Annotated in this window: 23 protein-coding genes; 11 read left to right on the top strand and 12 right to left on the bottom strand. The window is 67.4% G+C overall.

From position 1 onward, the window contains the following. Positions 1-66: 66 nt before the first annotated feature. The 5 genes from BMX57_RS06345 to BMX57_RS06325 form a co-directional block, all read right to left on the bottom strand. A complete protein-coding gene (locus BMX57_RS06345; protein ID WP_092363807.1) occupies positions 67-192 on the bottom strand; it encodes an entericidin A/B family lipoprotein in 126 nt (41 codons plus the stop codon). A 2-nt stretch (positions 193-194) separates the two neighbouring features. Beyond that, a complete protein-coding gene (locus tag BMX57_RS06340; RefSeq protein ID WP_092363805.1) occupies positions 195-686 on the bottom strand; it encodes a hypothetical protein in 492 nt (163 codons plus the stop codon). 193 nt (positions 687-879) lie between these two features. After that, positions 880-2,349 carry a carboxypeptidase M32 gene (locus BMX57_RS06335; RefSeq protein WP_092363802.1) on the bottom strand — a complete coding sequence of 490 codons (1,470 nt, stop codon included), beginning with the start codon at positions 2,347-2,349 and terminating at the stop codon, positions 880-882. Beyond that, positions 2,346-3,497, bottom strand: coding sequence for a heme A synthase (gene ctaA, locus BMX57_RS06330; protein WP_092364354.1), 1,152 nt, complete (start codon positions 3,495-3,497; stop codon positions 2,346-2,348). The genes BMX57_RS06335 and ctaA overlap by 4 nt, the downstream gene beginning before the upstream one ends. A gap of 58 nt (positions 3,498-3,555) precedes the next feature. Next, a complete protein-coding gene (locus BMX57_RS06325) occupies positions 3,556-4,305 on the bottom strand; it encodes an RNA methyltransferase (RefSeq protein ID WP_092363799.1) in 750 nt (249 codons plus the stop codon). A 159-nt stretch (positions 4,306-4,464) separates the two neighbouring features. Here BMX57_RS06325 and BMX57_RS06320 point away from each other — a divergent pair, with 159 nt between their 5' ends. Beyond that, on the top strand, positions 4,465-5,085 hold the full coding sequence (locus tag BMX57_RS06320; protein ID WP_092363796.1) for a thiamine phosphate synthase: 621 nt from the start codon (positions 4,465-4,467) through the stop codon (positions 5,083-5,085). Here the strand turns inward: BMX57_RS06320 and BMX57_RS06315 are convergent. Beyond that, positions 5,082-6,224 (bottom strand): HupE/UreJ family protein, encoded by a 1,143-nt coding sequence (locus tag BMX57_RS06315; RefSeq protein ID WP_092363793.1) that lies wholly within the window; start codon positions 6,222-6,224, stop codon positions 5,082-5,084. The two genes, BMX57_RS06320 and BMX57_RS06315, sit on opposite strands and share 4 nt — an antisense overlap. Before the next feature lie 112 nt (positions 6,225-6,336). On the opposite strand from BMX57_RS06315, the gene BMX57_RS06310 reads away from it, so the two are divergent. The 4 genes from BMX57_RS06310 to BMX57_RS06295 all read left to right on the top strand — a co-directional run bounded on the left by BMX57_RS06310 (position 6,337) and on the right by BMX57_RS06295 (position 9,641). After that, positions 6,337-7,017 carry a DUF4198 domain-containing protein gene (locus BMX57_RS06310; RefSeq protein ID WP_229724199.1) on the top strand — a complete coding sequence of 227 codons (681 nt, stop codon included), beginning with the start codon at positions 6,337-6,339 and terminating at the stop codon, positions 7,015-7,017. Between the two features lie 44 nt (positions 7,018-7,061). Then, positions 7,062-7,955, top strand: coding sequence for a PfkB family carbohydrate kinase (locus tag BMX57_RS06305; protein WP_092363787.1), 894 nt, complete (start codon positions 7,062-7,064; stop codon positions 7,953-7,955). After that, positions 7,952-8,866, top strand: coding sequence for a pseudouridine-5'-phosphate glycosidase (locus BMX57_RS06300; protein ID WP_092363784.1), 915 nt, complete (start codon positions 7,952-7,954; stop codon positions 8,864-8,866). Before BMX57_RS06305 ends, BMX57_RS06300 begins: the two co-directional genes overlap by 4 nt. A gap of 79 nt (positions 8,867-8,945) precedes the next feature. Then, the gene (locus tag BMX57_RS06295; protein ID WP_092363781.1) at positions 8,946-9,641 is read left to right on the top strand and encodes a DUF502 domain-containing protein; all 696 of its coding nucleotides are present in this window, start codon (positions 8,946-8,948) and stop codon (positions 9,639-9,641) included. On the opposite strand, the gene BMX57_RS06290 is transcribed toward BMX57_RS06295, so the two are convergent. Then, entirely contained in the window at positions 9,642-10,670 is a 1,029-nt protein-coding gene (locus tag BMX57_RS06290) for a patatin-like phospholipase family protein (protein ID WP_092364352.1), read from the bottom strand. Positions 10,671-10,695: 25 nt separating this feature from the next. Continuing rightward, positions 10,696-11,469 carry a 3-hydroxybutyrate dehydrogenase gene (locus BMX57_RS06285; RefSeq protein ID WP_092363778.1) on the bottom strand — a complete coding sequence of 258 codons (774 nt, stop codon included), beginning with the start codon at positions 11,467-11,469 and terminating at the stop codon, positions 10,696-10,698. Positions 11,470-11,763: 294 nt separating this feature from the next. Between BMX57_RS06285 and BMX57_RS06280 the strand changes: the two genes are divergently transcribed. Beyond that, a complete protein-coding gene (locus BMX57_RS06280; protein WP_373283092.1) occupies positions 11,764-13,581 on the top strand; it encodes an extracellular solute-binding protein in 1,818 nt (605 codons plus the stop codon). A gap of 141 nt (positions 13,582-13,722) precedes the next feature. After that, on the top strand, positions 13,723-13,953 hold the full coding sequence (locus BMX57_RS06275; protein ID WP_308419727.1) for a hypothetical protein: 231 nt from the start codon (positions 13,723-13,725) through the stop codon (positions 13,951-13,953). On the opposite strand, the gene BMX57_RS06270 is transcribed toward BMX57_RS06275, so the two are convergent. Further along, a complete protein-coding gene (locus tag BMX57_RS06270) occupies positions 13,954-14,577 on the bottom strand; it encodes a helix-turn-helix domain-containing protein (RefSeq protein ID WP_092363772.1) in 624 nt (207 codons plus the stop codon). It lies immediately after the preceding gene. 66 nt (positions 14,578-14,643) lie between these two features. On the opposite strand from BMX57_RS06270, the gene BMX57_RS06265 reads away from it, so the two are divergent. The 4 genes from BMX57_RS06265 to BMX57_RS06250 all read left to right on the top strand — a co-directional run bounded on the left by BMX57_RS06265 (position 14,644) and on the right by BMX57_RS06250 (position 19,873). Beyond that, the gene (locus BMX57_RS06265; protein ID WP_092363769.1) at positions 14,644-16,161 is read left to right on the top strand and encodes a class I adenylate-forming enzyme family protein; all 1,518 of its coding nucleotides are present in this window, start codon (positions 14,644-14,646) and stop codon (positions 16,159-16,161) included. Continuing rightward, positions 16,158-16,808 (top strand): DsbA family oxidoreductase, encoded by a 651-nt coding sequence (locus tag BMX57_RS06260; RefSeq protein WP_092363766.1) that lies wholly within the window; start codon positions 16,158-16,160, stop codon positions 16,806-16,808. The genes BMX57_RS06265 and BMX57_RS06260 overlap by 4 nt, the downstream gene beginning before the upstream one ends. Before the next feature lie 113 nt (positions 16,809-16,921). Next, on the top strand, positions 16,922-18,130 hold the full coding sequence (locus BMX57_RS06255; RefSeq protein ID WP_092363762.1) for a multidrug effflux MFS transporter: 1,209 nt from the start codon (positions 16,922-16,924) through the stop codon (positions 18,128-18,130). Positions 18,131-18,196: 66 nt separating this feature from the next. Then, positions 18,197-19,873: a tetratricopeptide repeat protein gene (locus tag BMX57_RS06250; protein WP_092363760.1), complete on the top strand. Its 1,677-nt coding sequence runs from the start codon at positions 18,197-18,199 to the stop codon at positions 19,871-19,873. A gap of 22 nt (positions 19,874-19,895) precedes the next feature. On the opposite strand, the gene BMX57_RS06245 is transcribed toward BMX57_RS06250, so the two are convergent. From BMX57_RS06245 to mfd, 3 genes are all read right to left on the bottom strand, one after another. After that, positions 19,896-20,582 carry a class I SAM-dependent methyltransferase gene (locus BMX57_RS06245; protein WP_092363757.1) on the bottom strand — a complete coding sequence of 229 codons (687 nt, stop codon included), beginning with the start codon at positions 20,580-20,582 and terminating at the stop codon, positions 19,896-19,898. Next, complete coding sequence (locus tag BMX57_RS06240) at positions 20,576-20,965, bottom strand: hypothetical protein (protein ID WP_092363754.1); 390 nt, start codon at positions 20,963-20,965, stop codon at positions 20,576-20,578. The genes BMX57_RS06245 and BMX57_RS06240 overlap by 7 nt, the downstream gene beginning before the upstream one ends. Before the next feature lie 71 nt (positions 20,966-21,036). Continuing rightward, on the bottom strand, positions 21,037-24,510 hold the full coding sequence (gene mfd / locus BMX57_RS06235; protein WP_092363751.1) for a transcription-repair coupling factor: 3,474 nt from the start codon (positions 24,508-24,510) through the stop codon (positions 21,037-21,039). Positions 24,511-24,521: the final 11 nt, after the last annotated feature.

Below are 24,521 nucleotides of genomic sequence, written 5' to 3'. Positions count from 1 at the left end.
GGCACGAATGAAAACGCCCGGCCCCCAGATGGGCCGGGCGTCCCGCGTGTCAGGCCGCTCAGGCGGTCATTGCGCCTCGCGCGATTCCTCGGTGATTTCATTGCCCAGGGTCGAGACGTCCTGTCCGAACCCTTCGGCCGTCTCGCAGGCCGCAAGACCGGTCAGGGCGACGAGTGCGAGAATGATCCTCATGGTTACATGTCCTCCTTGAATTTCGATGCGACATTGTCGGCGAAGGCGTCGATCATCGCGTTGTAGAAGACCTCGCTGCCGACGGTCAGGTCGGTTTCCTCCGTCCCGTCCGGGTATTGCAGCTTTGCCTGTTCGGCGTTCACGGTCAGGTCATAGGTCATGTCCTGACCGGCCACGGGCATTTCGATGATGATCGTACCCTTGAGCTGCGAATTGGCGATGCCGGACGCCTGCTCGAAGCCGTTGGCCAGCGACACTTCGTCGATGTCGATGCCGATCTTGGCGCCTTCATCGCCCAACCGGTCGGACAGCCGCTCGGCGATGTTCGATTCCAGATCCGAGGGCAGTGTGCTCCAGACCTTGGAAGCCTCGAAGTTCTCGATGGTAGACAGGTCTGCCTCGACCTCGATTTCCTTGACCATCGTCTCGGCCGCGGCCGCACCGGCCAGGGCAGTGCCGCACAGCAGTGCCGTCGTATACATCAGGCGTTTCATCTCGATTCTCCGTTCCTGTGATCCCCAGCGGGGTGACGGCACAACAACTGCCGCCCGATGCGGACGGTTCCATAAGGGCCCCGGAAGTCTCGGACGGCAGGCGGGAATCCGCCGCGCGCCGCGAACCGGCATCAAGCGTCGGATCCGTTTTTCTATCGCAATGACAATGCGTTGAGAGAAGACCTTGCAGCGATCAAAGACCGTAGAGCGCCCCGAACTTCGCTTCGAGGTAGTTCAGGATCGGCCCCTCGGACGGCACCTGCCCGCTGGCCCGTTCGATCACCTCGCGCGGCAGGTAGAGGCTGCCGTGACGCTGCACGACATCGCGCAGCCAGCGCGTTGCGGCCGAGGTATCGCCCTGCGCCAGCTGCGCGTCGAGATCGGGAACCGCCTTGCGCAGCGCCTCGTGCAGGCAGCCGGCATAGACATTGCCCAGCGCATAGGTGGGGAAATAGCCGAACAGGCCCACCGACCAGTGCACGTCCTGCAGCAGCCCGTTCGAGGGCTTGTCCACCGGATACCCGAAATCGGTGGCGAACCGGTCGTTCCACGCGGTCTCCAGGTCGGCGACCTGCAGATCGCCGGCCATCAGCGCGCGCTCCAGGTCAAAGCGCAGCATGATGTGCAGGTTGTATTGCAGCTCGTCCGCCTCGGTGCGGATATACCCGTTATGCACCCGGTTCACCGCTGCATAGAAGGCATCCGGATCGGCAATACCGATATCGCCGAACGCCGCGCGCATCTCGCCCAGCAGCCAGCCGGTGAAGGCGCGCGAGCGGCCCAGCTGGTTCTCGTAGATCCGGCTCTGGCTTTCATGCACGCCCATCGACACGCCCTGCCCCAGCGCGCTCAGCGCGAACCCGGCATCGACGCCCTGCTCATAGGCCGCGTGGCCGACCTCGTGGATGGTCGAATAGAGGCAGTTGAACGGATCGGACGGGTTGGTGCGCGTGGTGATGCGCACATCCGCGCCGCTGCCCGAGCTGAACGGATGCACCGCCTTGTCCACCCGCCCGCGCGTCATGTCGTAGCCGAAGACCTTGGCGATCTTGCGCGACAGCTTCATCTGCGCGCCCTCGTCATAGGTGCCGGTCAGGCCGGCCGGCTGCGGCCGGTCCAGAACCGCCGCCCGCAGCGCGACCAGCCGGGGACGCATCGCGTCGAAGATCGCGGCGATGTCGTCGCCGGTGGTGTGCGGCTCGTAATCCTCGACCAGCGCGTCATAGACCGACCCGCCCGCCGCCAGCGCCGCCCCCTCCTCGCGCTTGAGCGCGACGACCTCCTCCAGCACCGGCAGGAAGGCGGCCACATCCTCGTCGGCGCGGGCCTGTGCCCACAGCCCCTGCGCGCGCGACGTGGTCCGGGCGATCTGCGCGGCCAGCGCGCCGGGCACCTTTTGCGCCCGCTCGAAGGCGCGGCGGATCTCGCGCAGCTGCGCGGCACCGGCCTCGTCCGGTGGCTCGGCCGCGGCCAGCCATTCGCCCACCCGCGGATCGGAGCGACGGGCGTGCAGGACGCCTTCGATCGCCGCCATCTCCTCGCTGCGCTGGGCCGCGGCACCGCGCGGCATCACCGTTTCCTGGTCCCAGCCCAGCCGGCCGGCGATCTGTCCCAGCGCCGAGGTCTCGCGCTGGAACGCCATCAAGTCGTCGAATGCGGTCATTTGGGTACGTCCCTGAGAGAAGTGGAAACCGGGTAGGCCGACAGGAAGCGCGCCCGCAGGATCAGCGACCACAGCAGCACCGCGATCAGCTGGTGCACAATGGCCACCTGCCACGGCGCGGCATAGATCACGGTGGCGATGCCCACAAGGATCTGCAGCGACAGGGCCGCGAACACCGCATTGAAGGCAAAGCGCGTGCGGGCATGGGCGCTGTGCCGGCCGCGCATCCAGGCCACGATGCCGAAGATCAGCAACAGATACCCCGACACGCGGTGGATCCACTGAACCAGCCCGGGATTCTCGAAGAAATTGCGCCAGGCCGGTTCCAGGATCAGGGCATCCGGCGGCAGGATCTGACCGCCCATCAGCGGCCAGTCGGTAAAGCTGCGCCCGGCGTCGATGCCGGCCACCAGCGCGCCCAGAAGGATCTGCAGGAAGGCGAAATGCATCAGCCCCGTGCCGAGCGAGAAGAGCTTGGCCTCCTTCGCGCGGCGCGCCTGCATCAGGTCACGCTCGGTTCGGCCCAGCAGGAGGACATACCAGCCAAGAAAGCCCAGGATCACGAAGGCCAGGCCCAGATGCACCGCCAGACGGTAGCTGGCGACCGAGGTCATGCCCTCGCCCTGGGTCACGCCCGAGGCGACCATCCACCAGCCCACGGCGCCCTGCAACCCGCCCAGCAGTCCCGGCAGCAGCAGCCGCCCGGTCCAGCCCGCCGGGATCTGCCGCGCGGCCAGGAAGCCCAGGAACCCCAGCGCCCAGACCAGGCCGATCACCCGGCCCAGTTGGCGGTGGCCCCATTCCCACCAGTAGATCTCCTTGAAATCCGCCAGCTCCATCCACTGGTTCTGGATCCGCCACTGGTCGATCTGGCGATACTTGTCGAACTCCGCCTCCCAGTCGGCCGCGCTCGTCGGCGGGATCGCTCCGGTCACCGGGCGCCATTCGGTGATGCTCAGCCCGCTGTCGGTCAGCCGGGTCAGGCCACCCACCGCGATCATCACCACGACCAGGGCGAACAGGACCATCAGCCAGGCCCGGATCGCCCGCCGCGCACCGCCGCGCCCACGGTCGATCAGGCCGGGCTGCGCCGTGGCCTTGGGGGTGTCTTCGGTGACCTCCTCGAAGATGCTGCGCTTGCCGCTCATGCCGTCCTCATCCATTCTTCGCCGGCAAGCTAGGGCCCGCCGCCGGCAAGGTCCAGTATCAGCTGCCGTCGCGTTCCTTCCAGCGCACCATCTGCCGCATCACGCCGTGAAGCATCTGCACGTCGGCGCGGGTCAGCCGCATACGGCTCCAGAGATTGCGCAGGTTGATCTTCATGCCTTCGGCCTTCTCGGGCGGGTAGAAGAACCCGGCCTCGCCCAGGCGGTCCTCGTAATGGGTGGCCAGCTTCTCGATCTCGATCGCGCTGGCCCAGTCGCCCTTGGCCGGAACATCGGCCTCGTGCACCACCTCACCCGCCGCGCGCATCCATTCATAGCTGACCAGCAGCACGCATTGCGCCAGGTTCAGCGAGGCGAACTCGGGGTTCACCGGCACCGAGATGATCGCGTTGGCCCGCGCGACATCCTCGTTCTCCAGCCCCGCGCGCTCGGGGCCGAACAGCACCGCGACCTTCTCTCCGGCCGCGATCCGCGCGGCGGCATCGGCCATCGCACGCTCGGGGCTCAGCACCGGCTTCGTCAGCCCGCGTCCCCGGGCGGTGGTGGCATAGACATAGCTGCAATCGCCGACCGCATCGGCGAGCTTATCGCTCAGCCGCGCCTCGTCCAGCAGTCGCCCGGCGCCGCTCGACATCGCCACCGCCGCGGGGTTGGGCCAGCCGTCGCGCGGGGCGACGATGCGCATCCGGTCCAGGCCGAAATTCCACATCGCCCGCGCCGCCGCGCCGATATTCTCGCCCATCTGCGGGCGCACGAGGACGAGGGCGGGCTGGGGCTGGTCGCTGGGCATGGCGGCGGGTCTCCGAAACTGGCGTGCCCGCTCTAATCCGCGCGCGCCGCAGGGGCAAGCCGAACCACGGGGGCCAGCCGGCCGGTTTCGCGCCGCTTGACCGTTTCCTTCCCCGACGCGATCCGCTAAACGGCCAGCGACACAACCAGGAGTGCCGCGATGGACGCCCCCGAGACGCCGCAGATCTACCTGATCACCCCGGCCGCCTTCGATCCTGACACCTTCGCAGACCAGCTGGCGCGGGTGCTGGACGGGGCCGCGATCGCCTGCATCCGCCTGGCGCTGGCCGGGCAGGACGAGGCGCGGATCGCACGTGCCGCCGACAGCTGCCGCGAGGTGGCCCATGCCCGCGACGTGGCGGTGGTGATCTCCGATCATGTGCTGCTGGCCGAACGGCACGGACTGGACGGGGTTCACCTGAGCGATGCCGCCCGCTCGGTGCGGGCCGCGCGCAAGACCTTCGGGCCCGACGCCATCGTCGGCAGCCATTGCGGCGCCTCGCGCCATGACGGCATGACGGCGGGCGAGGCCGGAGCGGATTACGTCAGCTTCGGCCCGGTGGGCGCCTCGACCCTGGGCGACGGCACCCGCGCGGATGCCGAGCTGTTCCAATGGTGGTCCGAGATGATCGAGGTGCCGGTGGTGGCCGAGGGCGGCCTGACGCCCGATCTGGTCCGCAGCCTGGCGCCGCATACCGACTTTTTCGGCATCGGGGACGAGATCTGGTCGGAGGAGGATCCACTCGCGGCGCTGCGCCGCCTCACCGATGCGATGGCCTAAGCCAGCATGGTCCGCTCGACCACCCAGTAGGCGCCGATCAGCGCGATGGTGACCGAGGCGGGAATGGCGATGCGCCCGCGATACCACCACTTGTTGCGGAACCAGAACCCGACGCTGAGAAACGCCAGCGCGATCACCGCCAGCTGCCCCAGCTCGACCCCGATGTTGAACCCGATCAGCGCCGGCAGGAACTGCGCGTCCGGCAGGCCGAACTCGCCCAGCACCGAGGCGAACCCCAGCCCGTGAAGCAGGCCGAAGCCGAACACCACCAGCGGCCGCCAGGCATGCAGCCGGCGCGCGAACACGTTTTCCAGCGCGACGAAGGTGATCGAGGCCGCGATCAGCGGCTCGACGATGCCCGGATCGACCCGCACCACCCCCAGCGCCCCCAGCGCCAGCGTCACCGTATGCGCCAGCGTGAAGGCCGAGATCTGCCAGATCAGCGGGCGCAGGCGCGGGCTGAGGAAGAACAGGCCCAGCACGAAGAGGATGTGATCCAGCCCCTTGGGCAGGATGTGATCGAACCCCACCGGGATATAGTCCACGAAGGTCTCCCAGCCGGTCTTGGCCGCACCCCCGGCCAGCGCGATCTCCGGGCTGGTCTCGCCGCCGTTGATGTAACCGGTATAGGGCTCCTCGACCCCCTGCTGGCGCAGCACCAGCGCGCCCGCGCCATCGGGCCAGGTCAGGCTCAGCGCCCGCGCGCCGGGGGGCACCGGGCCGGTGAACAGCAGTGTCGAGGCGCGCGGCAGGTCGGCGTTGCCCACCACCGGGATGCTCGCCCCCTCGTAGGACAGTGCGACGGGGCCGCCGGCCTGCACATCCAGCCGGTCCAGCCAGTCCAGCGCAAAGGCCCGGATGCGCGGCTGCAGCCGGGGCGCGTCCAGCTTGCGCAGCGCGTCATAATCCGGCGATTCCGCGGCCTCGTCGGTATCGTCCAGCCCGTCCAGGTCGATGCCGGCCAGGAAGGCCTCGACATTCATGCGCAGTTCCAGCCGCAGCGTGCCGTCCTCGACCGAGAAATCCCCGATCGTCGGCGTGACCTCATGCGCGGCCGCGGGACCCATGGCCATCCAAAGGCTTGACAGGATCAGTGCAAGACGCAGCTTGTGAAACACCAAAGGACCGATCTTGACCATGAACCCACGCACCCTTGTCCTGTTTTGCCTCGCGGCCGTCCCCGCACTGCCGGCGGCTGGACATGAGTTTTGGATCGCCCCCGAGCAATATCAAGTCGAAAGCGACCGGGGCGTGACCGCCTCGCTCCGGAACGGGCAGGATTTCGAAGGCATCTCGCTGGGGTATTTTCCCAACACCGTCGCGCGGTTCGAGCTGCGGCAGGACGGCCGCGTCACGCCCTATGAGGGCCGCCTGGGCGACATCCCGGCGCTGCAGGGCGCGCAGGTCAGGAACGGCCTGCTTGTCATCCTGCACGAGACGGAACCGGCTTCGGTCAAATACAAGACCTGGGAGAAATTCCAGGCCTTCACCGACGAAAAGGAGCTGGGCGATCTGCGCAGCCGGCACCTTGCGCGCGGGCTTCCGCTGACCGACTTCTTCGAAAGCTACACGCGCCACGCCAAGTCCCTCGTCGCCGTGGGATCCGCCCGCGGGGCCGATGCCGCCGCCGGCATGGAGACCGAGTTCGTGGCCCTCAACAACCCCTACGCGGACCCGCCCGGCGAGGGGATGCGGGTGCGCCTGCTCTATCGCGATGCGCCGCGCGCCGAGGTACCGGTCGAGGTTTTTGCCCGCGCGCCGGACGGCACGGTGACGCGCTCGGTCCTGCGCACCGATGCGCGCGGCGAGGCGCTGATCCCGGTGGCATCCGGTCACGATTACCTGCTCAACGCCGTGGTCCTGCGCCCGCTCGAGGGCCGTCGCGAGGTGTGGGAATCGCTCTGGGCCTCGCTGACCTTCCATGTGCCCTGACACCGCCCCTTGCGCGCTGCCGCGATTGGCGGCATGAGGCTGGCATGACCGCGAGGACGGATATCCTGTGCATCGGCTCGGTGCTGTGGGACGTGATCGGGCGTTCGGCCAGCCACATGCGGCAGGGCTCGGACGTGCCCGGGCGCATCACCCGCCTGCCGGGCGGCGTGGCGATGAACATCGCCATGACGCTGGTGCGCTTCGGCATGACCCCGGTGCTGCTGACCGCCATCGGGCGCGATGCCGAGGGCGACGAGCTTGTTCGCGCCTGCCTGCAGCTGGGGATGGATGCCGGCCATGTCTACCGCTCGGAGGATCTGCCCACCGACCGCTACATGGCGGTCGAGGGCGCCAACGGGCTGATCGCGGCGATTGCCGATGCCCACTCGCTCGAGGCGGCGGGCGCCAAGATCCTGCGGCCGCTGCAGGACGGGCGGCTGGGCAGCGCGGCATCGCCCTATGACGGACTGGTGGCACTTGACGGCAACCTGACGCAGTCCCTTCTGGAAGAGATCGCCGCCAGCCCCGCCTTTGCCCGCGCCGACCTGCGCGTGGCCCCGGCCTCGCCCGGCAAGGCCGAACGCCTGCGCCCGTTCCTGCAGCACGCGCGCGCCACGCTCTATGTCAATCTGGAAGAGGCCGGGCTGCTGTGCCAGACCGAGTTCGACGGCTCCGACAGCGCCGCGCGCGGGCTGATCGAGCGCGGCGCCCTGCGCGCACTGGTCACCGATGGCGGCCGCAACGCGACCGAGGCCAGCGCCGAGCGCGTGATCTCGCGCACTCCGCCCGAGGTGCTGGTGACCCGTGTGACCGGCGCCGGCGACACGTTCATGGCAGCCCATATCGCAGCCGAGGCCGAGGGCACCGACCGCGAGGCCGCGCTGGATCGCGCCCTGCACGCGGCCGCAACATACGTATCAGGAGAGACCCCGCTGTGATCGACCTTCAATTCTCGGACGAGGTGCGGCAGGCCCGCGCCAATGGCCAGCCCGTCGTCGCGCTGGAAAGCACCATCATCACCCACGGCATGCCGCATCCGCAGAATGTCGAGGTGGCCGCGCAGGTCGCGCAGGACATCCGCGATGGCGGCGCGGTGCCGGCTACCGTCGCGGTGATCGAGGGCCGGTTGCATGTGGGGCTGGAACCCGACCAGCTGCAGAGCCTGGGCCGGGCCAAGGGCGTCGCCAAGCTCAGCCGCGCCGACATGGCGGCCTGCCTGGCCAGCGGCGGCACCGGGGCGACGACGGTGGCGGCCACCATGATTGCCGCGCATCACGCTGGCATCGAGGTCTTCGCCACCGGCGGCATCGGCGGCGTGCACAAGGGGGCCGAGGCCACGTTCGACATCTCCGCCGACCTGCATGAGCTGGCCCAGACGCCGGTGACAGTCGTGGCCGCCGGCGCCAAGGCCATCCTGGACCTGCCCAAGACGCTGGAGGTGCTGGAAACCCTGGGTGTGCCGGTCATCGCCTTCGGGCAGGATGCCTTTCCCGCCTTCTGGTCGGCGCAATCGAACCAGAAGGCGCCCCTGCGCATGGACGACCCCGAGGCGATTGCCCGCGCCCATGCCGCCCGGCGCGCGCTGGGCCTGCCCGGCGGGCAGCTGGTCGCCAACCCGATCCCGGCGGCCGACCAGATCCCGGCCGCCGAGCTGGCGCCGATCATCGCCGAGGCGCAGGCCGACGCCGCCACCCACCGCATCGCCGGCAAGGCAGTGACCCCCTACCTGCTGCAGCGCATCTACGAGCGCACCAAGGGCCGCTCTCTGGACGCCAATATCGCGCTGGTGCGCAACAATGCGCGGCTTGCGGCCCGGATTGCCCGCGCGTTGGGCGCCCTGCCCCGATAGTTGCCGCCCCGGGGCGACAAGCCATTGTAGCCGCCCGCGGAAATGCCTAATTTCCCACGGGGAGCAATCTGGGACCGCCATGAACACGCCATTCGACGAGGAACCGCAGCGGCGCGGGGGGATGCTGTCCGGGTTCCGGGCGTCCTTCCTGACCGGGCTGGTGGTCATTGCCCCGGTCGGCCTGACCATCTGGCTGATCTGGTCGGTGGTCGGCTGGATCGACGGGTTCGTCCTGCCCCTGATCCCGCACCAGTTCCGCCCCGAACAGTATATCGGCATCAACCTGCGCGGCCTCGGGGTCATCATCTTCCTGGTCTTCACGGTGATCGTCGGCTGGATCGCCAAGGGGCTGATCGGCCGCTCGCTGATCCATTTCGCCGAAAGCCTGGTGAACCGGATGCCGGTGGTCCGCTCGATCTATTCCGGGATCAAGCAGATCTCGGAGACGGTCTTTGCCCAGTCCGAGCGCAGCTTCGAAAAGGCCTGCCTGATCCAGTATCCGCGCCGGGGCATCTGGGCCATCGGCTTCATCTCGACCAGCGCGCGTGGCGAGGTGGCCCGCCGGGCCGAGACCGGCGGCACGCTCTACAGCATCTTCGTGCCGACCACGCCGAACCCCACATCGGGCTTCCTGCTGTTCTTTCCCGCCGAGGACGTGATCGAACTGGACATGACCATCGAGGAGGCCGCCAAGCTGGTGATCTCCGCGGGTCTCGTCTATCCCAACGAGAAGGATCCGACCCGGCCGCCCGAGCCCGAAGATCCGCCCGAATGATCAGTTGAACATTTCGGCCAGGTCGACCGTGCCACGCACGCCCAGGTCGTCGCGATGCGCCGCCAGGAACCGGTCGGCAGCGTCGCGCCCGGCGGTCTTCAGCCCATGAAGCACGGTCGGCATCGGCACCATCTTGGTGGCCACCGACAGCCCCGTCATCAGCGCGTCATCGGCGATCATGTGGACCAGGACCCGGCTCATCCGACCGCGTTCCAGCGCGCCCTCGTCCAGCAACCGGCCAACGAAGCTGATCGCCCGCAACTCGCGCAATAGCGAGGAGTTGAAGCTGATCTCGTTTATCCGGTTCTGGATCTGCTGCGGCGTCTTCGGCAACTCATCGCGTTCCAGCGGGTTGATGTTCACGATCACCACGTCATCCGGCAGCCCGGTGTTGAACAGCGGAAACAGCGCCGGATTGCCGGTATAGCCGCCATCCCAGTAGGCCTCGCGCCGGCCGGTGCGCGGGTCGTCGATTTCGACCGCCTGGAACACCGTCGGCAGGCAGGCCGAGGCCAGGATTGCCTCGGTCGAGATCTCGGCGCCGGAAAAGATGCGGATCTTGCCGGTGCGCACGCGCGTGGCGCAGATGAACAGCTCCGGCCCTTCGCCGGCGCAGACCTTGTCATAGTCGAACGCCTCGACCACAGGGCTCAGCGGGTTGCGGTAGAATGGCCCGTAGGCATAGGGCGACACCATGCGCGACCAGGTGTCGGCAAAGGAGAACGGCAGCGAATACTCCATCGCCTGCGCCACCTGCGCCGGCTCGAGCGCGAACATCCAGCCCGACAGCCGCATGTCGCCGATGGCGCCCATCCGCGCCCACAGCCGGTCCAGCGTGTCGCGCGCGCCCTCGCGCCCGCCGGCGACCATGCCCGCCTTGAGCGCAGCCCCGTTCAGCGCCCCGGCCGAGGTGCCGGTGATCGCGGCGATCTCGATGCCGTCATCCTCCAGCAGGCGATCCAGAACGCCCCAGGTATAGGCGCCATGCGCGCCGCCGCCCTGCAGGGCCAGATTGATCCGCTTTACCACCTTCCGCTTTCTGCGCGCCGTCACCTCACAGCGCCGTCCAGCCGCCATCGACCGAAATGGTCGTGCCGGTGATCTGCGCCGCCGCGTCCGAACACAGGAAGACCGCAGTGCCGCCCATCTGCTCGACCGTGGCGAATTCCTTGGACGGCTGGCGCGACAGCATGACGTTCTCGATCACTTCCTCGCGGCTCATGCCGTGGGTCTTCATCTGGTCGGGGATCTGCTTTTCGACGATGGGCGTCAGCACATAGCCCGGACAGATCGCGTTGGCGGTGATCGGCTCGCGGGCGGTCTCCAGCGCCACGGTCTTGGTCAGCCCGACGATCCCGTGCTTGGCGGCGATATAGGCGGATTTGTAGGGCGACGCGGTCAGCCCGTGGGCGCTGGCGATGTTGACCACCCGGCCCCAGCCCGCCTTGCGCATCATCGGCAGCGCCGCGGCGGTGGTGTGAAAGGCCGAGGTCAGGTTGATGGCGATGATCGCGTCCCACTTGTCGGCCGGAAACTCGTCGATCGGCGCGACATGCTGGATCCCGGCATTGTTGATCAGCACGTCGCAGCGTCCGGCCTGCTCGATCAGCGACCGGCACTCGTCGCCCTTGGACATGTCCGCCTTGATATAGCGCGCGTCGGTCCCGAACTCCTTTGCAATTTCCTCGGCCAGCGCGTGATCCTCGTCGCTGTCGGTGAACGAGTTCAGCACCACATCGGCCCCCGCCCGCGCCATCTCGCGCGCGATGCCCAGCCCGATCCCCGAATTCGATCCGGTGACGATGACCGTCTTTCCCGATAGCGACATGAGCCAGATCCTCCTGCATTGTCATGGCGTGGCCGCACCCTGCCATGCTGCACGTGCAAAGAAAACGCCAATTCGCTCACCCCGGGCCCCGGACGGCAGGCCAAAAAAAACGCCCGCACGAAGCGGGCGTTAAGTTATTGAGGCAGGTTTCATACAGGCAAGAAACCTATCGAGCAGTGACTCCTTTATAAGCAATTCCCCACCGTCATCCAAGCTAAAAGTTTGAAAAGACGTGAATCCACCGCTACGCTGAATCCATCAAATAAATAAGGGCAGAGCAGGATTGTTGCCAAAGTGCTAGCTGATTATTTCCGCCCCGCCCGGTCGTTGCTGGCCGGAATCGCCCTGTTCGGCCTGCCTTTGGCCGCACAGGCAGAATCAGCCCACGGAATCGCCATGTATGGCGAACCGGCCCTGCCGCCGGGCTTCGAGTCGCTGCCCTATGCCAACCCGGATGCGCCCAAGGGCGGGCGTGTCGTTTTCGGCAATACCGGCGGCTTCGACAGCCTCAACCCCTTCATCCAGAAGGGAACCGTGCCGTGGCAATCGCGGTTCTGGGGCTACGAGAGCCTGATGGGCCGGTCCTGGGACGAGCCGTTTACGCTCTACGGGCTGCTGGCCGAATCGGTCGAGACCGCGCCCGACCGCTCCTGGGTCGAGTTTGCCCTGCGCCCCGAGGCGCGCTTCTCCGACGGAAGCCCGGTCACGGTCGAGGACGTGATCTGGTCCTACGAGACGTTGGGCACTCAGGGTCATCTGCGCTATCGCGGGTTCTGGACCAAGGTCGCGGCCATCGAGCAGACCGGCACGCGCAAGGTCCGGCTGACTTTCAACACCGCCGACCGGGAACTGGCGCTGATCGCCGGGATGCGCCCGATCCTGAAAAAGGCGCAATGGGACGGCAAGGATTTCGCCGATGCCGCGCTGGCCGACATCCCCATCGGCACCGGGGCCTATGTGGTCAGCGACTACGAGGCCGGACGCCACGTCACCTATACCCGCAATCCCGATTACTGGGGGGCGGATCTGAGCTTCAACCGCGGCACCCAGAATTTCGACGAGATGCGGATCGAGTTCTATGGCGACGCGACCGTCCTGTTCGAGGCGTTCAAGGCCGGCGAACTGACCGCCCTGCGCGAGTTCAACGCCGAGAAATGGGACAATCAATACGATTTCCCCGCCGTGCAGCGCGGCGACGTGGTCAAGACCGAGATCCCGCATCAGAAGCCCTCGGGCATCACCGGTTTCGCGATGAACACACGGATGCCGCCCTTCGACGATTGGCGCGTGCGCGAGGCGATGCTGCTGGCCTTCAACTTCGAATACATCAACGACACGCTGACCGGCGGCAAGCTGCCCCGTATTACCTCCTATTACTCGGGCTCGGAACTGGCCATGCGCCCCGGCCCGGCCGAGGGCCGCGTGCGCGAGCTGCTGGAGCCGTTCGCCGGCAGCCTGCCCCCCGGCGCCATCGACGGCTACACGCTGCCGCAGGGCGACGGGACCGAACGCAACCGCCGCAACCTGCGCATCGCCGCCAAGTTGCTGGCCGAGGCCGGATGGACGATCGAGGACGGGGTCCTGCGCAATGAGCAGGGCCAGGCCTTTGCCGTCGACGTGTTGCTGCGCCAGGGCGACAGCGAGAACGAGGCGGCCGTCGACATCTTCGCCCGCGCCCTGGAACGGCTGGGCATCACCATGCGCACGGAAAAGGTGGACGACGCGCAATACACCGCCCGCACCAACGAACTGGATTTCCAGATGACCCCGTATCGCCGGGCGCTGTCGCTGTCCCCGGGCAACGAGCAGCAGCTCTACTGGGGCAGCGACGCCGCCGACACGCCGGGCACGCGCAACCTGATGGGGGTGGCCTCGCCCGCCGCCGACGCGATGATCGACGCGATGCTGGCCTCGGACAGCCGAGAGGATTTCATCGCCGCCACCCGCGCGCTCGACCGCGTGCTCACCGCCGGGCGCTACGTGATCCCGATCTGGAGCTTCGAGGTCGGCCGCATCGCCCATGCCAAGGAGTTGAAGCACCCCGAGACCTTCCCGCTCTATGGGGACGGGCCGGACTACATGCCCGGGTTCTGGTGGTACGAGGCGGAGTGAACGACCGCACCATCTGGGCGATCTGCGACACCGGCACGATCCGCGGAGGTGCGGGGTGCGACATTTTGTCCTGTGCTCAATAATCCGGCTTAGTCCTTAACGTCTTTGCAGGGAAGAGGTGCATTCACCGGGACAAGGGACATGCGCGTCATGGAATGGTCGGAATTCACGCAGAACTGGGAAACGGCGTTTCCCCTCGCCAAGCAGCGCTTCCCGAACCTTGGCGACGCCCTGTCCTCGCAGGAGCGCACGGACCGCACCCGATTCGAGGCGCATCTTGCCCGCACCCACCACCTGACGATGGAAGAGGCCCGGCAGGAGCTGGCCGATTTCCTGTTCGTGGAATCGCTCGCGCGCGAGGCCGGGCACTGATCAGCTCAGCGATGTCACCCACAGGATCGTCGCGTCCTCGGGGCTGACCGAGACCACGTTGTGCCCCATCGCCGCGTCGTAATAGGCGCTGTCGCCGCGCCGCATCTCGATGGGTTCGTAGAACTCGGTATAAAGGCGGATCACGCCGGTCAGGACATAGAGGAACTCCTCGCCGTCATGGCGCACCCAGCCGTCGAACTCGTCCATGGACCGCGCCCGCACCTGTGTGCGATAGGGCAGCATCCGCTTGCGGCTGAGCGTATCGGCCAACAGCTCGTGTTCATAGGTCGCGGTGGCCTGCGCGTTGCCCTCGCCGGACCGGGTGACCGCCATGCGCCCGTTGATCCGGTCGCGGCTTGACGGCGTGAAGAGCTGCGGCACCGAAATCTGCAGACCCACCGCCAGCTTCTTGAGCGCCTCGTAGGTCGGAGACATCTGGCCGTTCTCGATCTTGCTGAGGGTCGAACGGGCCAGACCCGCCTTGCCCGCCGCCTGTTCCAGCGTCCAGTTCCGCGCCTTGCGCAGCTCGCGCACCCGCGCGCCCAGATCCAGCGGCTCGGCCGCGTCCCCGCCACCGTCCGCGCGGGCGATCCGGATCAGGGAACTGGGGTCGCGGTCTGCCATGCAACCGGTCTATAGGGCCGCCCGGCGCCGCTTGCAACGTGTCCCGGCGCGCTATAGCCAGTGGCCATGCAGTCGATCCACGATCAGGGGCCGCCGTTGCCCTGTCCCGCGCCCTTCAACATGGCCGCCCATGTGATGCGCCATGCCGATGCGCAGCCCGGGAAATGTGCGCTGAGCGTCATCGGCCGCAACGGTACGCAGGACTGGACCTATGGCCAGGTCCAGGCGGCGATCCGGGGCACCGCCACCGGGCTGCTGGAGGCGGGGATCGAACCGGCGCAGATCGTGCTCATGCGGCTGGGCAATGACGTGGCCTTTCCCATCGCCTATCTGGGCGCCATCGCCGCCGGCATCGTGCCGGTGCCGACCTCGACCCAGCTGACCGAGCGCGAGACCGAAGCGATGATCGACGAGCTGTCCCCGGCGGCGGTCCTGCGTGACCCCGACGTGGCCTGCGCCGCGCATCCGCGCCAGATCACGCTGGACGCGCTGCAGGAGATGCGCGCGCTGCCGCCGGCCGGCTATGCCCTGGGCGATCCCGACCGGCTGGCCTATGCGGTCTATACCTCGGGCACTTCGGGCCGGCCGCGCGCGGTGGCCCATGCGCACCGGGCGATCTGGGCGCGGCAGATGATGGTCGACGGATGGTACGGGCTGCGCGCCGAAGACCGGCTGTGCCATGCCGGCGCGTTCAACTGGACCTATACGCTGGGCACCGGGCTGATGGATCCCTGGACCATCGGCGGCACAGCCCTGATCCCCGAGCCGGGCACAGACCTGACCACCCTGCCCGAGCTGCTGGCCCGCCACCGCGCGACGATCTTCGCCGCCGCGCCGGGCGTCTATCGCAAGATGCTTCAGGGCCGCGACCGGCTGGACCTGCCCGACCTGCGCCACGGGCTGAGCGCGGGCGAGAAGCTGGCCCGCCCCCTGCACGACCGCTGGATGCAGGCCACCGGCCGCGACCTTTTCGAAGCCTATGGCATGTCGGAATGCTCGACCTTCATTTCCGGCTGCCCGGACCACCCGGCGCGGGCCGATGCCCTGGGCCGGCCGCAGCCGGGCCGGCGGGTGGCGATCCTGGGCCCCGACGGGCCGGTGCCGCGCGGCACCGAAGGCACGATCGCCGTGCACCGCGACGATCCGGGCCTGATGCTGGGTTATCTCAACGCGCCCGACGAGGCCGCCGCCCGGATGCAAGGCGACTGGTTCCTGACCGGCGATCAGGGCGTGATGGCCGCCGACGGGCAGATCAGCTATCTCGGCCGCGACGACGACATGATGAATGCCGGCGGCTTCCGGGTCTCGCCGCTCGAGGTCGAGGCGGTGCTGGCGCGCCATCCCGGCATTGTGCAGGTGGGCGTGGCCGAAGTCGCCATCCGCGAGGATGCCAGCATCATCGCCGCCTTCTATACCGGCCCCGAACCGCTGGACGAGGGCGACCTTCGCGCCTATGTCCAGGACAACCTGGCGCGCTACAAGCAGCCGCGCGCCTTCATCCATTTGCCCGAACTGCCCACCGGCGGCAACGGCAAGCTCCTGCGCCGCGCATTGCCGGCCTATTTCAAGGCACCTTCCGCATGACCGAAAAGACCGTGAAACTCGATATCCTGTCCGATCCGATCTGCCCGTGGTGCTATATCGGCAAGGCGCAGCTGGATGCGGCGCTGGCCGAGATCCCCGATCATCCCTTCTTGATCGAATGGCACCCGTTCCAGCTCAACCCCGATATGCCCGCCGAGGGCATGGACCGCCGCGCCTACCTGGAGACCAAGTTCGGCGGCAAGGACGGCGCGGTGAAAGCCTATGCGCCGGTCGCCGAACATGCCGAGAAGGCCGGGCTGACGCTGAACCTGGACGCGATGGAACGCACGCCCAACACGCTGGACGCGCACCGCCTGATCCACTGGGCCGGGATCGAGCGCAAGCAGACCGAGATGGTCGACGCGCTGTTCGACGCCTATTTCGTCGCGGGGCGCGACATCGGCGATCATGAGGTGCTGTCCGATCTCGCCGATTCCGTCGGCCTGGACGCGTCTGTGATCGGGCGCCTGCTGGCCTCGGATGCCGACCGCGAGGAGATCGGCCAGCGCGACGCACACTCGCGCGAGATGGGCGTGACCTCGGTGCCGACCTTCATCGTCGCCAGCCAGCACGCGGTGCCGGGCGCGCAGCCGCCCGAACTGTGGAAACAGGTGATCGGCGAGATCATGGAGCAGATCTCCGACTGACCCGCCCGGCGCGTCCACTCCCGCCTGTGCATATCTGACCCGCCTAATGTGCGCCGCTTGGCTCTGGCGCGCCGGGACCGCGCGTGCTAGCGCAACCGGGCAAAGGAGACGTCATGGCGAACCGCATGTCCAAGGCCGAATTCATCGCGCTGATCGGCGTGATGTTCGCCACCATCGCGTTCTCCATCGACGCGATGCTGCCGGCCCTGCCCGAGATCGGCACCGAGCTTAGCCCCGCCACGGTCAACCGCGCGCAGCTGGTGCTGACATCCTTCGTGCTGGGCATGGGGCTGGGCACGCTGTTCACCGGGCCGCTGTCGGATGCCTTCGGACGCAAGGCGGTGATCCAGGCCGGGCTGGCGCTCTATGTCCTGGGGGCCGGGCTGGCCTGGGCGGCCTCGTCGCTGGAGCTGGTGCTGGCCGCACGGGTGCTGCAGGGGATCGGCGCCGCCGCGCCGCGCATCGTCGGCGTGGCGATCATGCGCGATCTCTATTCGGGGCGCGAGATGGCGCGGATCCTGTCCATCGCCATGCTGGTCTTCACCCTGTTCCCTGCCCTGGCCCCGGCGATCGGCGCAGGCATCATCGCAATCAGCAATTGGCGCGGCATCTTCGCGGCCTTCGTGATCTTCGCGCTGGTGGTCGCCCTCTGGCTGGGGCTGCGCCTGGCCGAGCCGCTGCCCGAGGACCGGCGGCTGCCGTTCCGCGCCCGCCCGCTCTGGGCCGCGCTGAAGGAGACGCTGCGCCATCCGACCGTGCGCCTGTCGATCGTGGTGCAGACGCTCTGCCTTGGGATGCTGTTCACCATGCTGACCATGGTGCAGCCGGTCTATGACGTGGTCTATGACCGCGCCGAGAGCTTTCCGTTCTGGTTCGGCGCGGTGGCGATCCTGGCCGGCACGGCCAGCCTGCTGAACGCGGCCGTCGTGGTGCGCGTGGGCATGCGTCGGCTGGTGACCTGGGCCCTGGGCGTGCAGATCCTGCTGTCGGGCTTCATGCTGCTCAGCGCCGGCCAGGCCGTCCTGCCCGCGCCCGGCTTTGGCCTGTTCGTGGCCTGGCAGACCAGCCTGTTCTTCATGGCCGGGATGACCCTGGGCAACCTCAACGCCATCGCGATGGAGCCGATGGGCCATGTCGCCGGCATGGCCGCCAGCGTGATCGGCGCGATCTCGACCGTCGGCGCGGCCTGTATCGCGGCGCCGGTCGGCCTGCTCTTCGACGGCTCGCTGGTGCCGCTGGCGGGCGGCATAACGGCCCTGTCCGCCTGCGCTTTCGCCCTGATGCTGCATATGGGCCGCGTCGAGGCGCGCCTGCCGGTCTGACCCAAGGGCCGGAGTTGCCGCGCGGCAGGGATTGCCGCTAGTCTCGGGCCAGCGGGAGGCAACGCGATGGACACCTACGACTATGATCTCGGCCGGCACAGCTGTCCCGTCACCACGACCTCTGTCGAGGCGCAGGCCTGGTTCGACCGCGGCCTGGCCTGGACCTACGGGTTCAACCACGAAGAGGCCGTCGCCTGTTTCCGCCGCGCGCTGAAACACGACCCCGACTGCGCGATGGCCTATTGGGGCATCGCCTATGCCGTCGGCCCAAACTACAACATGCCGTGGGAGCTGTTCGACGAGGCCGGCCGCGCCGATGCGCTGGCGGCGGCCTTCGACGCCACGCACGAGGCGCTGCGCCGCATGTCCGGCTGCAGCCCCGTCGAGGCGGCGCTGATCCGCGCCCTGCCCGCGCGCTACCCGCAGCGCGAACCGGCATCCCTGGACGAAATGCGCAGCTGGGACCAAGATTTCGCCGATGCCATGCGCGACGCGCATCACGCGCTGCCCGACCAGCTGGATCTGCGCGCGATCCATGTGGAAAGCCTGATGAACCTGACGCCCTGGCTGATGTGGGACCTGCCCAGCGGACTTCCCGCCGAGGGCGCCGCCACGCAGGAGGCGCAGGCGGCGCTGGAGGCGGCGATGGCAACCGCGCCGGGCGGGATGGAGCATCCGGGCATCCTGCACCTCTATGTCCACCTGATGGAGATGTCGCCCACGCCGGAAAAGGCGCTCAAGGCGGCCGATGCGCTGCGCCGGCTGGTGCCGGATGCCGGGCACCTGGTCCACATGGCGACCCATATCGACGTTCTGTGCGGGAATTACACCGACGTGGTGCACTGGAACGAACGCGCGATCGAGGCCGATCTGAAATACTACCAGCGCGAGGGCGCCTTCAACATCTACACCGGTTACCGGCAGCACAATTACCATTTCGTCATCTATGGCGCGCTGTTCCTGGGCCAGATCGAACCGGCCCTGCGCGCCAACCAGGGCCTTTGGCAGACCACGCCCGAAGAGATGCTGCGCATCGAAAGCCCGCCGATGGCCGACTATTTCGAAAGCTTCATGGCGATGGAGCCGCATATCCTGATCCGGTTCGGCCGGTGGGAGGCGTGCAAGGCGCTGGACCTGCCCGAGGACCCCGCGCTGTTCTGCACGCTGGCCGCCACGGTGCTTTACGCCCGCGCCCTGGGACATGCCGCCACCGGCGAGGTGGAGCGCGCACTGGAACAGGAGCGCGCCTTTCTCGACGCCTGCCGGCGGGTGCCCGAAAGCCGGCTCTTGCACAACAACCGCGTGGTCGACCTGATGGCCGTCGCCAGAGAGATGCTGCGCGGCGAGATCGAATACCGGATCGGAAATTTCGACGCCGCCTTTGCGCATCTACGCCGCTCGGTCGCTCTGGAGGATGCGCTGCCCTATGACGAGCCCTGGGGCTGGATGCAGCCCGCCCGTCACGCGCTGGGGGCGCTCTTGATGGAACAGGGTCGAGCGGCCGAGGCCGAGGCGGTCTATCGCGAGGATCTGGGCCTTGGCGGACAACGCAGCCGTGCCACCGTGCATCCGGACAATGTCTGGAGCCTCAAGGGCTTGCACGACTGTCTTGTGGCGCGTGGCGAGACCGCCGAGATCGGCCATGTCCGGCAACGGCTGGACCTGGCGCTGGCCCGCGCCGACCGCGCCGTCGCGGCCTCGTGCTTCTGTGCGCAGGCGGCGATGTCGCCGGCAGCCGGGTAAGGCACGCAGGGCGTCGAACCGGTCAGCGCAGCTTCTTGTAGAGCTGGCCGACCTCGTCCTTGCACAGCAGCCGCCGGTCGTCATGCAGGCTGAGATTGCCGCAGCCGATGACATAGGCGCCGGTTCGAAGGGTCTTGACCAGCCGGTCCTCGAACTCGGTCTGTTTGTCTGGATCGGCGAAGGGCCGGTAGAAATAGACCACGTCCCACTCCGAGAAGTCGAACGTGTTGCAATCGCCCACCTCGATCGTGTCCCCCAGCCGGAACACCTTGCGCCCCCAGTCGATCACCTCGGGCGAGATGTCGAACCCGTGCACGCGCCGGAATTCGAACCGGTCGGTGGACTGCGCCAGCATCACGTTGCGCCCCGGCCCGCAGCCGGCCTCGACGAAATCGACGCGCCGATGCGGCAGGTCCGGATCGGCATAGTCGCTGTCCGCCGACAGCGCGGTTTCCAGATCGAACAGGCAGTCGAGGAACTGGCAGGCGTCGATGGGGATATAGCTGTAGGATCCGTCGGGCACGCCCTCCTGTTCGGCGCCCCCCTCGGCCGCGCGGTTCAGCGCCGCCTCCATCAGCTTCAGTTTCTCGTTGATCCGCGGCAACTGCACCATCGCCTCGCGGAACTGGTCGCCGATCCGGTCGAGCGACAGATCGCCGTTCAGCCGGTCAAAGGGTTCCAGTTGCGGGTGGTCGGACCCGTCTACCATTTCATCTCGAAAATGATATAGGGCGGCTTCTTCAGCCCGTTGAACTTGAGCTTCAGCCGCCGGTTCCCGCCCAGATGCAGCGAGGTAAACTGGTCGATGATCCGCTTGGCGTTCTTTTCCAGCGCCTTGTTGTCGCTCTTCTTGTCGCCCCCCTTGGCGGCATCCTTCAGCATCTTGTCGATGCGCTTGTTCAGGCTGTTCTGTTCGCGCATCAGCTCCTGGAAATAGCGTTCGGTCATCTCGCGGATCGAACGCGTCGCCTCGGGCGTCTTGCACATGTCGCAGGACAGCGTGAGGTCTTCCATGATCCGGAACCGTTGCTTGTTGCGCTTGCCGAAGGTTGTCAGTTCAAGCTGAAATTGCTTTTCACCCTTGTCTTCCATGCCGAAAATCCTTTCAGGCGAGGACTGGTAATAAGCACAACTTACAGGTTTGTGGCCGTTTCGTACAGATTTTAGCGCGCCGGCTGCTTGCGCGCGTCCTTGCGCTTGCCCTGGTCGACCACCTTTTCTGCCAGGTCGCGGGCGATGGCGAAAGCGCCCTTGATCTTGTCGCCGTCGCGTTTCCAGTCGCGCCGCACCACGATCTTGTTGTCCTTGACCTTGGCCAGCCCATCCTGCGCCTGGATGAATTCCACCAACCCCTCGGGCGAGGCGAACTTGTCGTTGTGGAACTGGATCGTGGCACCCTTGGGGCCACCGTCCAGCTTGGCGATGCCGGCGCGCTTGCACATCGCCTTGATGCGCACCACCAGGAGAAGGGTATTGACCTCCTTGGGCAGCTTTCCGAACCGGTCGATCAGCTCTGCGGCAAAGCCCTCCAGTTCAACCTTGGTCGTCAAGCCACTGAGACGGCGATACAATCCCAGCCGCACGTCCAGGTCTGGCACATAATCCTCTGGGATCAGAACCGGCACGCCCAGGTTGATCTGCGGCGCCCATTGGTCGTCGGCCTCGCTCAGCCCTTCCATCTGGCCGTTGCGGATCTTGGCGATCGCCTCCTCCAGCATCGTCTGGTAGAGCTCGTACCCCACGTCGCGCATCTGGCCCGACTGTTCCTCGCCCAAGAGGTTGCCGGCGCCGCGGATGTCGAGATCCTGGGACGCCAGCGTGAACCCGGCCCCCAGCGTGTCGAGCGAACCCAGAACGCGCAGGCGTTTCTCGGCCGTTGCCGTCAGCCGGGCGCGCGGCTTGGTGGTCAGATAGGCATAGGCGCGGGTCTTGGACCGGCCGACGCGGCCGCGGATCTGATAGAGCTGGGCCAGCCCGAACATGTCCGCGCGGTGGATGACCATCGTGTTGGCGGTCGGAATGTCGAGACCGGATTCCACGATGGTCGTGGCCAGCAGCACGTCGAACTTGCCGTCGTAAAAGGCGTTCATCCGGTCGTCGAGCTCACCGGCGGCCATCTGGCCATGCGCGACGACGTAAGTGAGCTCGGGCAGCTGATCCTGGAGGAATTCCTCGATCTCGGGCAGGTCGCTGATGCGCGGCACCACATAGAAACTCTGCCCGCCGCGGTAATGCTCGCGCAGCAGCGCCTCGCGGATAGTGATAGCGTCGAATTCGCTGACATAGGTGCGGATCGACAGCCGGTCGATGGGCGGGGTGCCGATGATCGACAGATCCCGAACCCCGGTCAGCGACAGTTGCAGCGTGCGCGGAATCGGCGTGGCGGTCAGCGTCAGAACATGCACATCGCTGCGCAGCGCCTTGAGCCGTTCCTTGTGGGCAACCCCGAAATGCTGTTCCTCGTCGATGACCAGCAGGCCGAGATTCTGGAACCGGATGCCCTTGGCCAGAAGCGCATGGGTGCCGATGACGATATCGATCGTGCCCTTGGCCAGGCCCTCGCGGGTCTTCTGCGCCTCCTTCGCACCAATGAAGCGCGACAATTGCCTGACTTCCAACGGAAATCCACGGAACCGGTCCTTGAAGGACGCCGCGTGCTGGCGGGCCAGCAACGTGGTCGGCGCGATCACCGCCACCTGCACGCCGGACATCGCCGCGACAAAGGCCGCGCGCATCGCCACCTCGGTCTTGCCGAAGCCCACATCGCCGCAGATCAGCCGGTCCATCGGCTGGCCGCTGGTCATGTCGGCCATTACCTCGTCGATGGCGCGCAGCTGGTCGTCGGTCTCCTGATAGGGGAAACGGGCGCTGAACTCCTCCCAGGCGTGCGGCGGCGGGTCGAGGACGGGCGCCTTGCGCAGGGCGCGTTCGGCGGCAATGCGGATGAGCCGGTCGGCCATCTCGCGGATTCGCTCCTTGAGCTTGGCTTTCTTGGCCTGCCAGGCGCCGCCGCCGAGCTTGTCGAGCAGCCCCTCCTCGTGGCCGTATTTCGACAACAGCTCGATATTCTCGACCGGCAGGTAGAGCTTGGCGCCCTCGGCATATTCCAGCAACAGGCATTCATGCGCCGCGCCCGCGGCGGTGACCACCTCGAGCCCCTGGTAGCGGCCGATGCCGTGATCCACATGCACCACCAGGTCGCCGGGGCTGAGCGATTGCGCCTCGGTCAGGAAATTCTCGGCCTTGCGGCGTTTGCGGGGCTGGCGGATCAGCCGGTCGCCCAGCACGTCCTGTTCCGAGATCACTGTCATGTCGGGCGTCTCGAACCCGGCCTCCAGCGCCCAGACCGCCAGGTGCAGCCCGCGCTTGCCGATGCGGGTGCCGTCGGTCACGGGGATCGCCTCGGCCAGCCCCTCATCCTCGATCAGCCCGGTCAGACGTTCGCGCGCGCCTTCGGAATAGGAGGCGACCAGCACCGGCCCCTTGTCCAGCTTTGCCTGAATGTGGTCTGCCAATGCACCGAAAAGGCTTATGTTTTCCTGTTGGCGCTCGGGCGCAAAGCTGCGTCCGATGCGACCGCCCGCGTCGATCACACCCGGCCCGCTGGCCTGCGGCAACGGGTTGAACTGCATCACCCGCCGGTCCGCCACCGCCGCGGTCCAGGCCGCGTCATCGAGATAGAGCTGCCCCGGCGGCGTGGGCTTGTAGACGCTGTCCATCCGCGCCCGCGATTTCAGCGCCTCGGTGCGGTTCTCGTATTGATCCACGATCCCGTCCCACCGCGACAGGCGCGCGGGTGTCACCTGGTCGTCCAGCGTGACCGTCGCGTCGGGCAGGTAGTCGAACAGGGTCTCCAGCCGCGCGTGGAAGAAGGGCAGCCAATGCTCCATCCCCTGATGCTTGCGGCCCGCGCTCACCGCCTCGTAGAGCGGATCGTCGGTGCCCGCCGCGCCGAATTCGATGCGGTAATTCTGCCGGAACCGGGTGATCGCCGCCTCGTCGAGGATGATCTCGCTGACCGGGGCCAGTTCCACCAGGTCGAGCTTTTCGGTGGTGCGCTGGCTGATCGGGTCAAAGCGCCGCGCGCCGTCCAGCACGTCGCCGAAGAAATCCAGCCGCACCGGCCCGCTGTCGCCGGGCGGATAGATGTCGATGATGCCGCCGCGAATGGCGTAATCGCCCGGCTCCATCACCGTCGGGCTTTGCGAAAACCCCATTCGAACCAAAAAGTTGCGCAACGCGTCTTCATCCACCCGCGCACCCACCCGCGCGGTAAAGGCCGCCTCACGCAGCACCTCGCGCGCGGGCACCCGCTGGGTCGCGGCATTGAGCGTGGTGAGCAGCACGAACCGCTCCGGCATCTGGTGCACCAGCGCCGCCAGGGTCGCCATGCGCGCGGCCGAGATGTCGGCATGCGGCGACACCCGGTCATAGGGCAGGCAATCCCAGCCGGGAAAGACAAAGACCGGCATGTCGGGTGCAAAGAAGGCCAGTGCGGCGCGCATCGCCTCAAGCCGCCGGTCGTCGCGGGCGACATGCAGGACCGGCCCGCCGGCGCTGGAGACCTCGCGCAGGATCAGCTGCGCGTCATGGCCCTCGGGCGCGCCGCCGACCTGGATATGCGTACTCCTGTTCACGTCCGCCCGCT

Origin of the sequence: Cribrihabitans marinus, from assembly GCF_900109035.1 — a bacterium.
GTDB classification, from domain to species: domain Bacteria; phylum Pseudomonadota; class Alphaproteobacteria; order Rhodobacterales; family Rhodobacteraceae; genus Cribrihabitans; species Cribrihabitans marinus.
Note: the sequence above shows the minus strand (reverse complement) of the source record. Positions and strands in the feature narration are given on the sequence as shown.

What these genes read in the sequence shown, in the direction of transcription:
- BMX57_RS06345 (WP_092363807.1), bottom strand. Translation starts at nt 192, where the DNA reads ATGAGGATCATTCTCGCACTCGTCGCCCTGACCGGTCTTGCGGCCTGC.
- BMX57_RS06340 (WP_092363805.1), bottom strand. Translation starts at nt 686, where the DNA reads ATGAAACGCCTGATGTATACGACGGCACTGCTGTGCGGCACTGCCCTG.
- BMX57_RS06335 (WP_092363802.1), bottom strand. Translation starts at nt 2,349, where the DNA reads ATGACCGCATTCGACGACTTGATGGCGTTCCAGCGCGAGACCTCGGCG.
- ctaA (WP_092364354.1), bottom strand. Translation starts at nt 3,497, where the DNA reads ATGAGCGGCAAGCGCAGCATCTTCGAGGAGGTCACCGAAGACACCCCC.
- BMX57_RS06325 (WP_092363799.1), bottom strand. Translation starts at nt 4,305, where the DNA reads ATGCCCAGCGACCAGCCCCAGCCCGCCCTCGTCCTCGTGCGCCCGCAG.
- BMX57_RS06320 (WP_092363796.1), top strand. Translation starts at nt 4,465, where the DNA reads ATGGACGCCCCCGAGACGCCGCAGATCTACCTGATCACCCCGGCCGCC.
- BMX57_RS06315 (WP_092363793.1), bottom strand. Translation starts at nt 6,224, where the DNA reads ATGGTCAAGATCGGTCCTTTGGTGTTTCACAAGCTGCGTCTTGCACTG.
- BMX57_RS06305 (WP_092363787.1), top strand. Translation starts at nt 7,062, where the DNA reads ATGACCGCGAGGACGGATATCCTGTGCATCGGCTCGGTGCTGTGGGAC.
- BMX57_RS06295 (WP_092363781.1), top strand. Translation starts at nt 8,946, where the DNA reads ATGAACACGCCATTCGACGAGGAACCGCAGCGGCGCGGGGGGATGCTG.
- BMX57_RS06285 (WP_092363778.1), bottom strand. Translation starts at nt 11,469, where the DNA reads ATGTCGCTATCGGGAAAGACGGTCATCGTCACCGGATCGAATTCGGGG.
- BMX57_RS06275 (WP_308419727.1), top strand. Translation starts at nt 13,723, where the DNA reads ATGCGCGTCATGGAATGGTCGGAATTCACGCAGAACTGGGAAACGGCG.
- BMX57_RS06270 (WP_092363772.1), bottom strand. Translation starts at nt 14,577, where the DNA reads ATGGCAGACCGCGACCCCAGTTCCCTGATCCGGATCGCCCGCGCGGAC.
- BMX57_RS06265 (WP_092363769.1), top strand. Translation starts at nt 14,644, where the DNA reads ATGCAGTCGATCCACGATCAGGGGCCGCCGTTGCCCTGTCCCGCGCCC.
- BMX57_RS06260 (WP_092363766.1), top strand. Translation starts at nt 16,158, where the DNA reads ATGACCGAAAAGACCGTGAAACTCGATATCCTGTCCGATCCGATCTGC.
- BMX57_RS06255 (WP_092363762.1), top strand. Translation starts at nt 16,922, where the DNA reads ATGGCGAACCGCATGTCCAAGGCCGAATTCATCGCGCTGATCGGCGTG.
- BMX57_RS06250 (WP_092363760.1), top strand. Translation starts at nt 18,197, where the DNA reads ATGGACACCTACGACTATGATCTCGGCCGGCACAGCTGTCCCGTCACC.
- BMX57_RS06245 (WP_092363757.1), bottom strand. Translation starts at nt 20,582, where the DNA reads ATGGTAGACGGGTCCGACCACCCGCAACTGGAACCCTTTGACCGGCTG.
- BMX57_RS06240 (WP_092363754.1), bottom strand. Translation starts at nt 20,965, where the DNA reads ATGGAAGACAAGGGTGAAAAGCAATTTCAGCTTGAACTGACAACCTTC.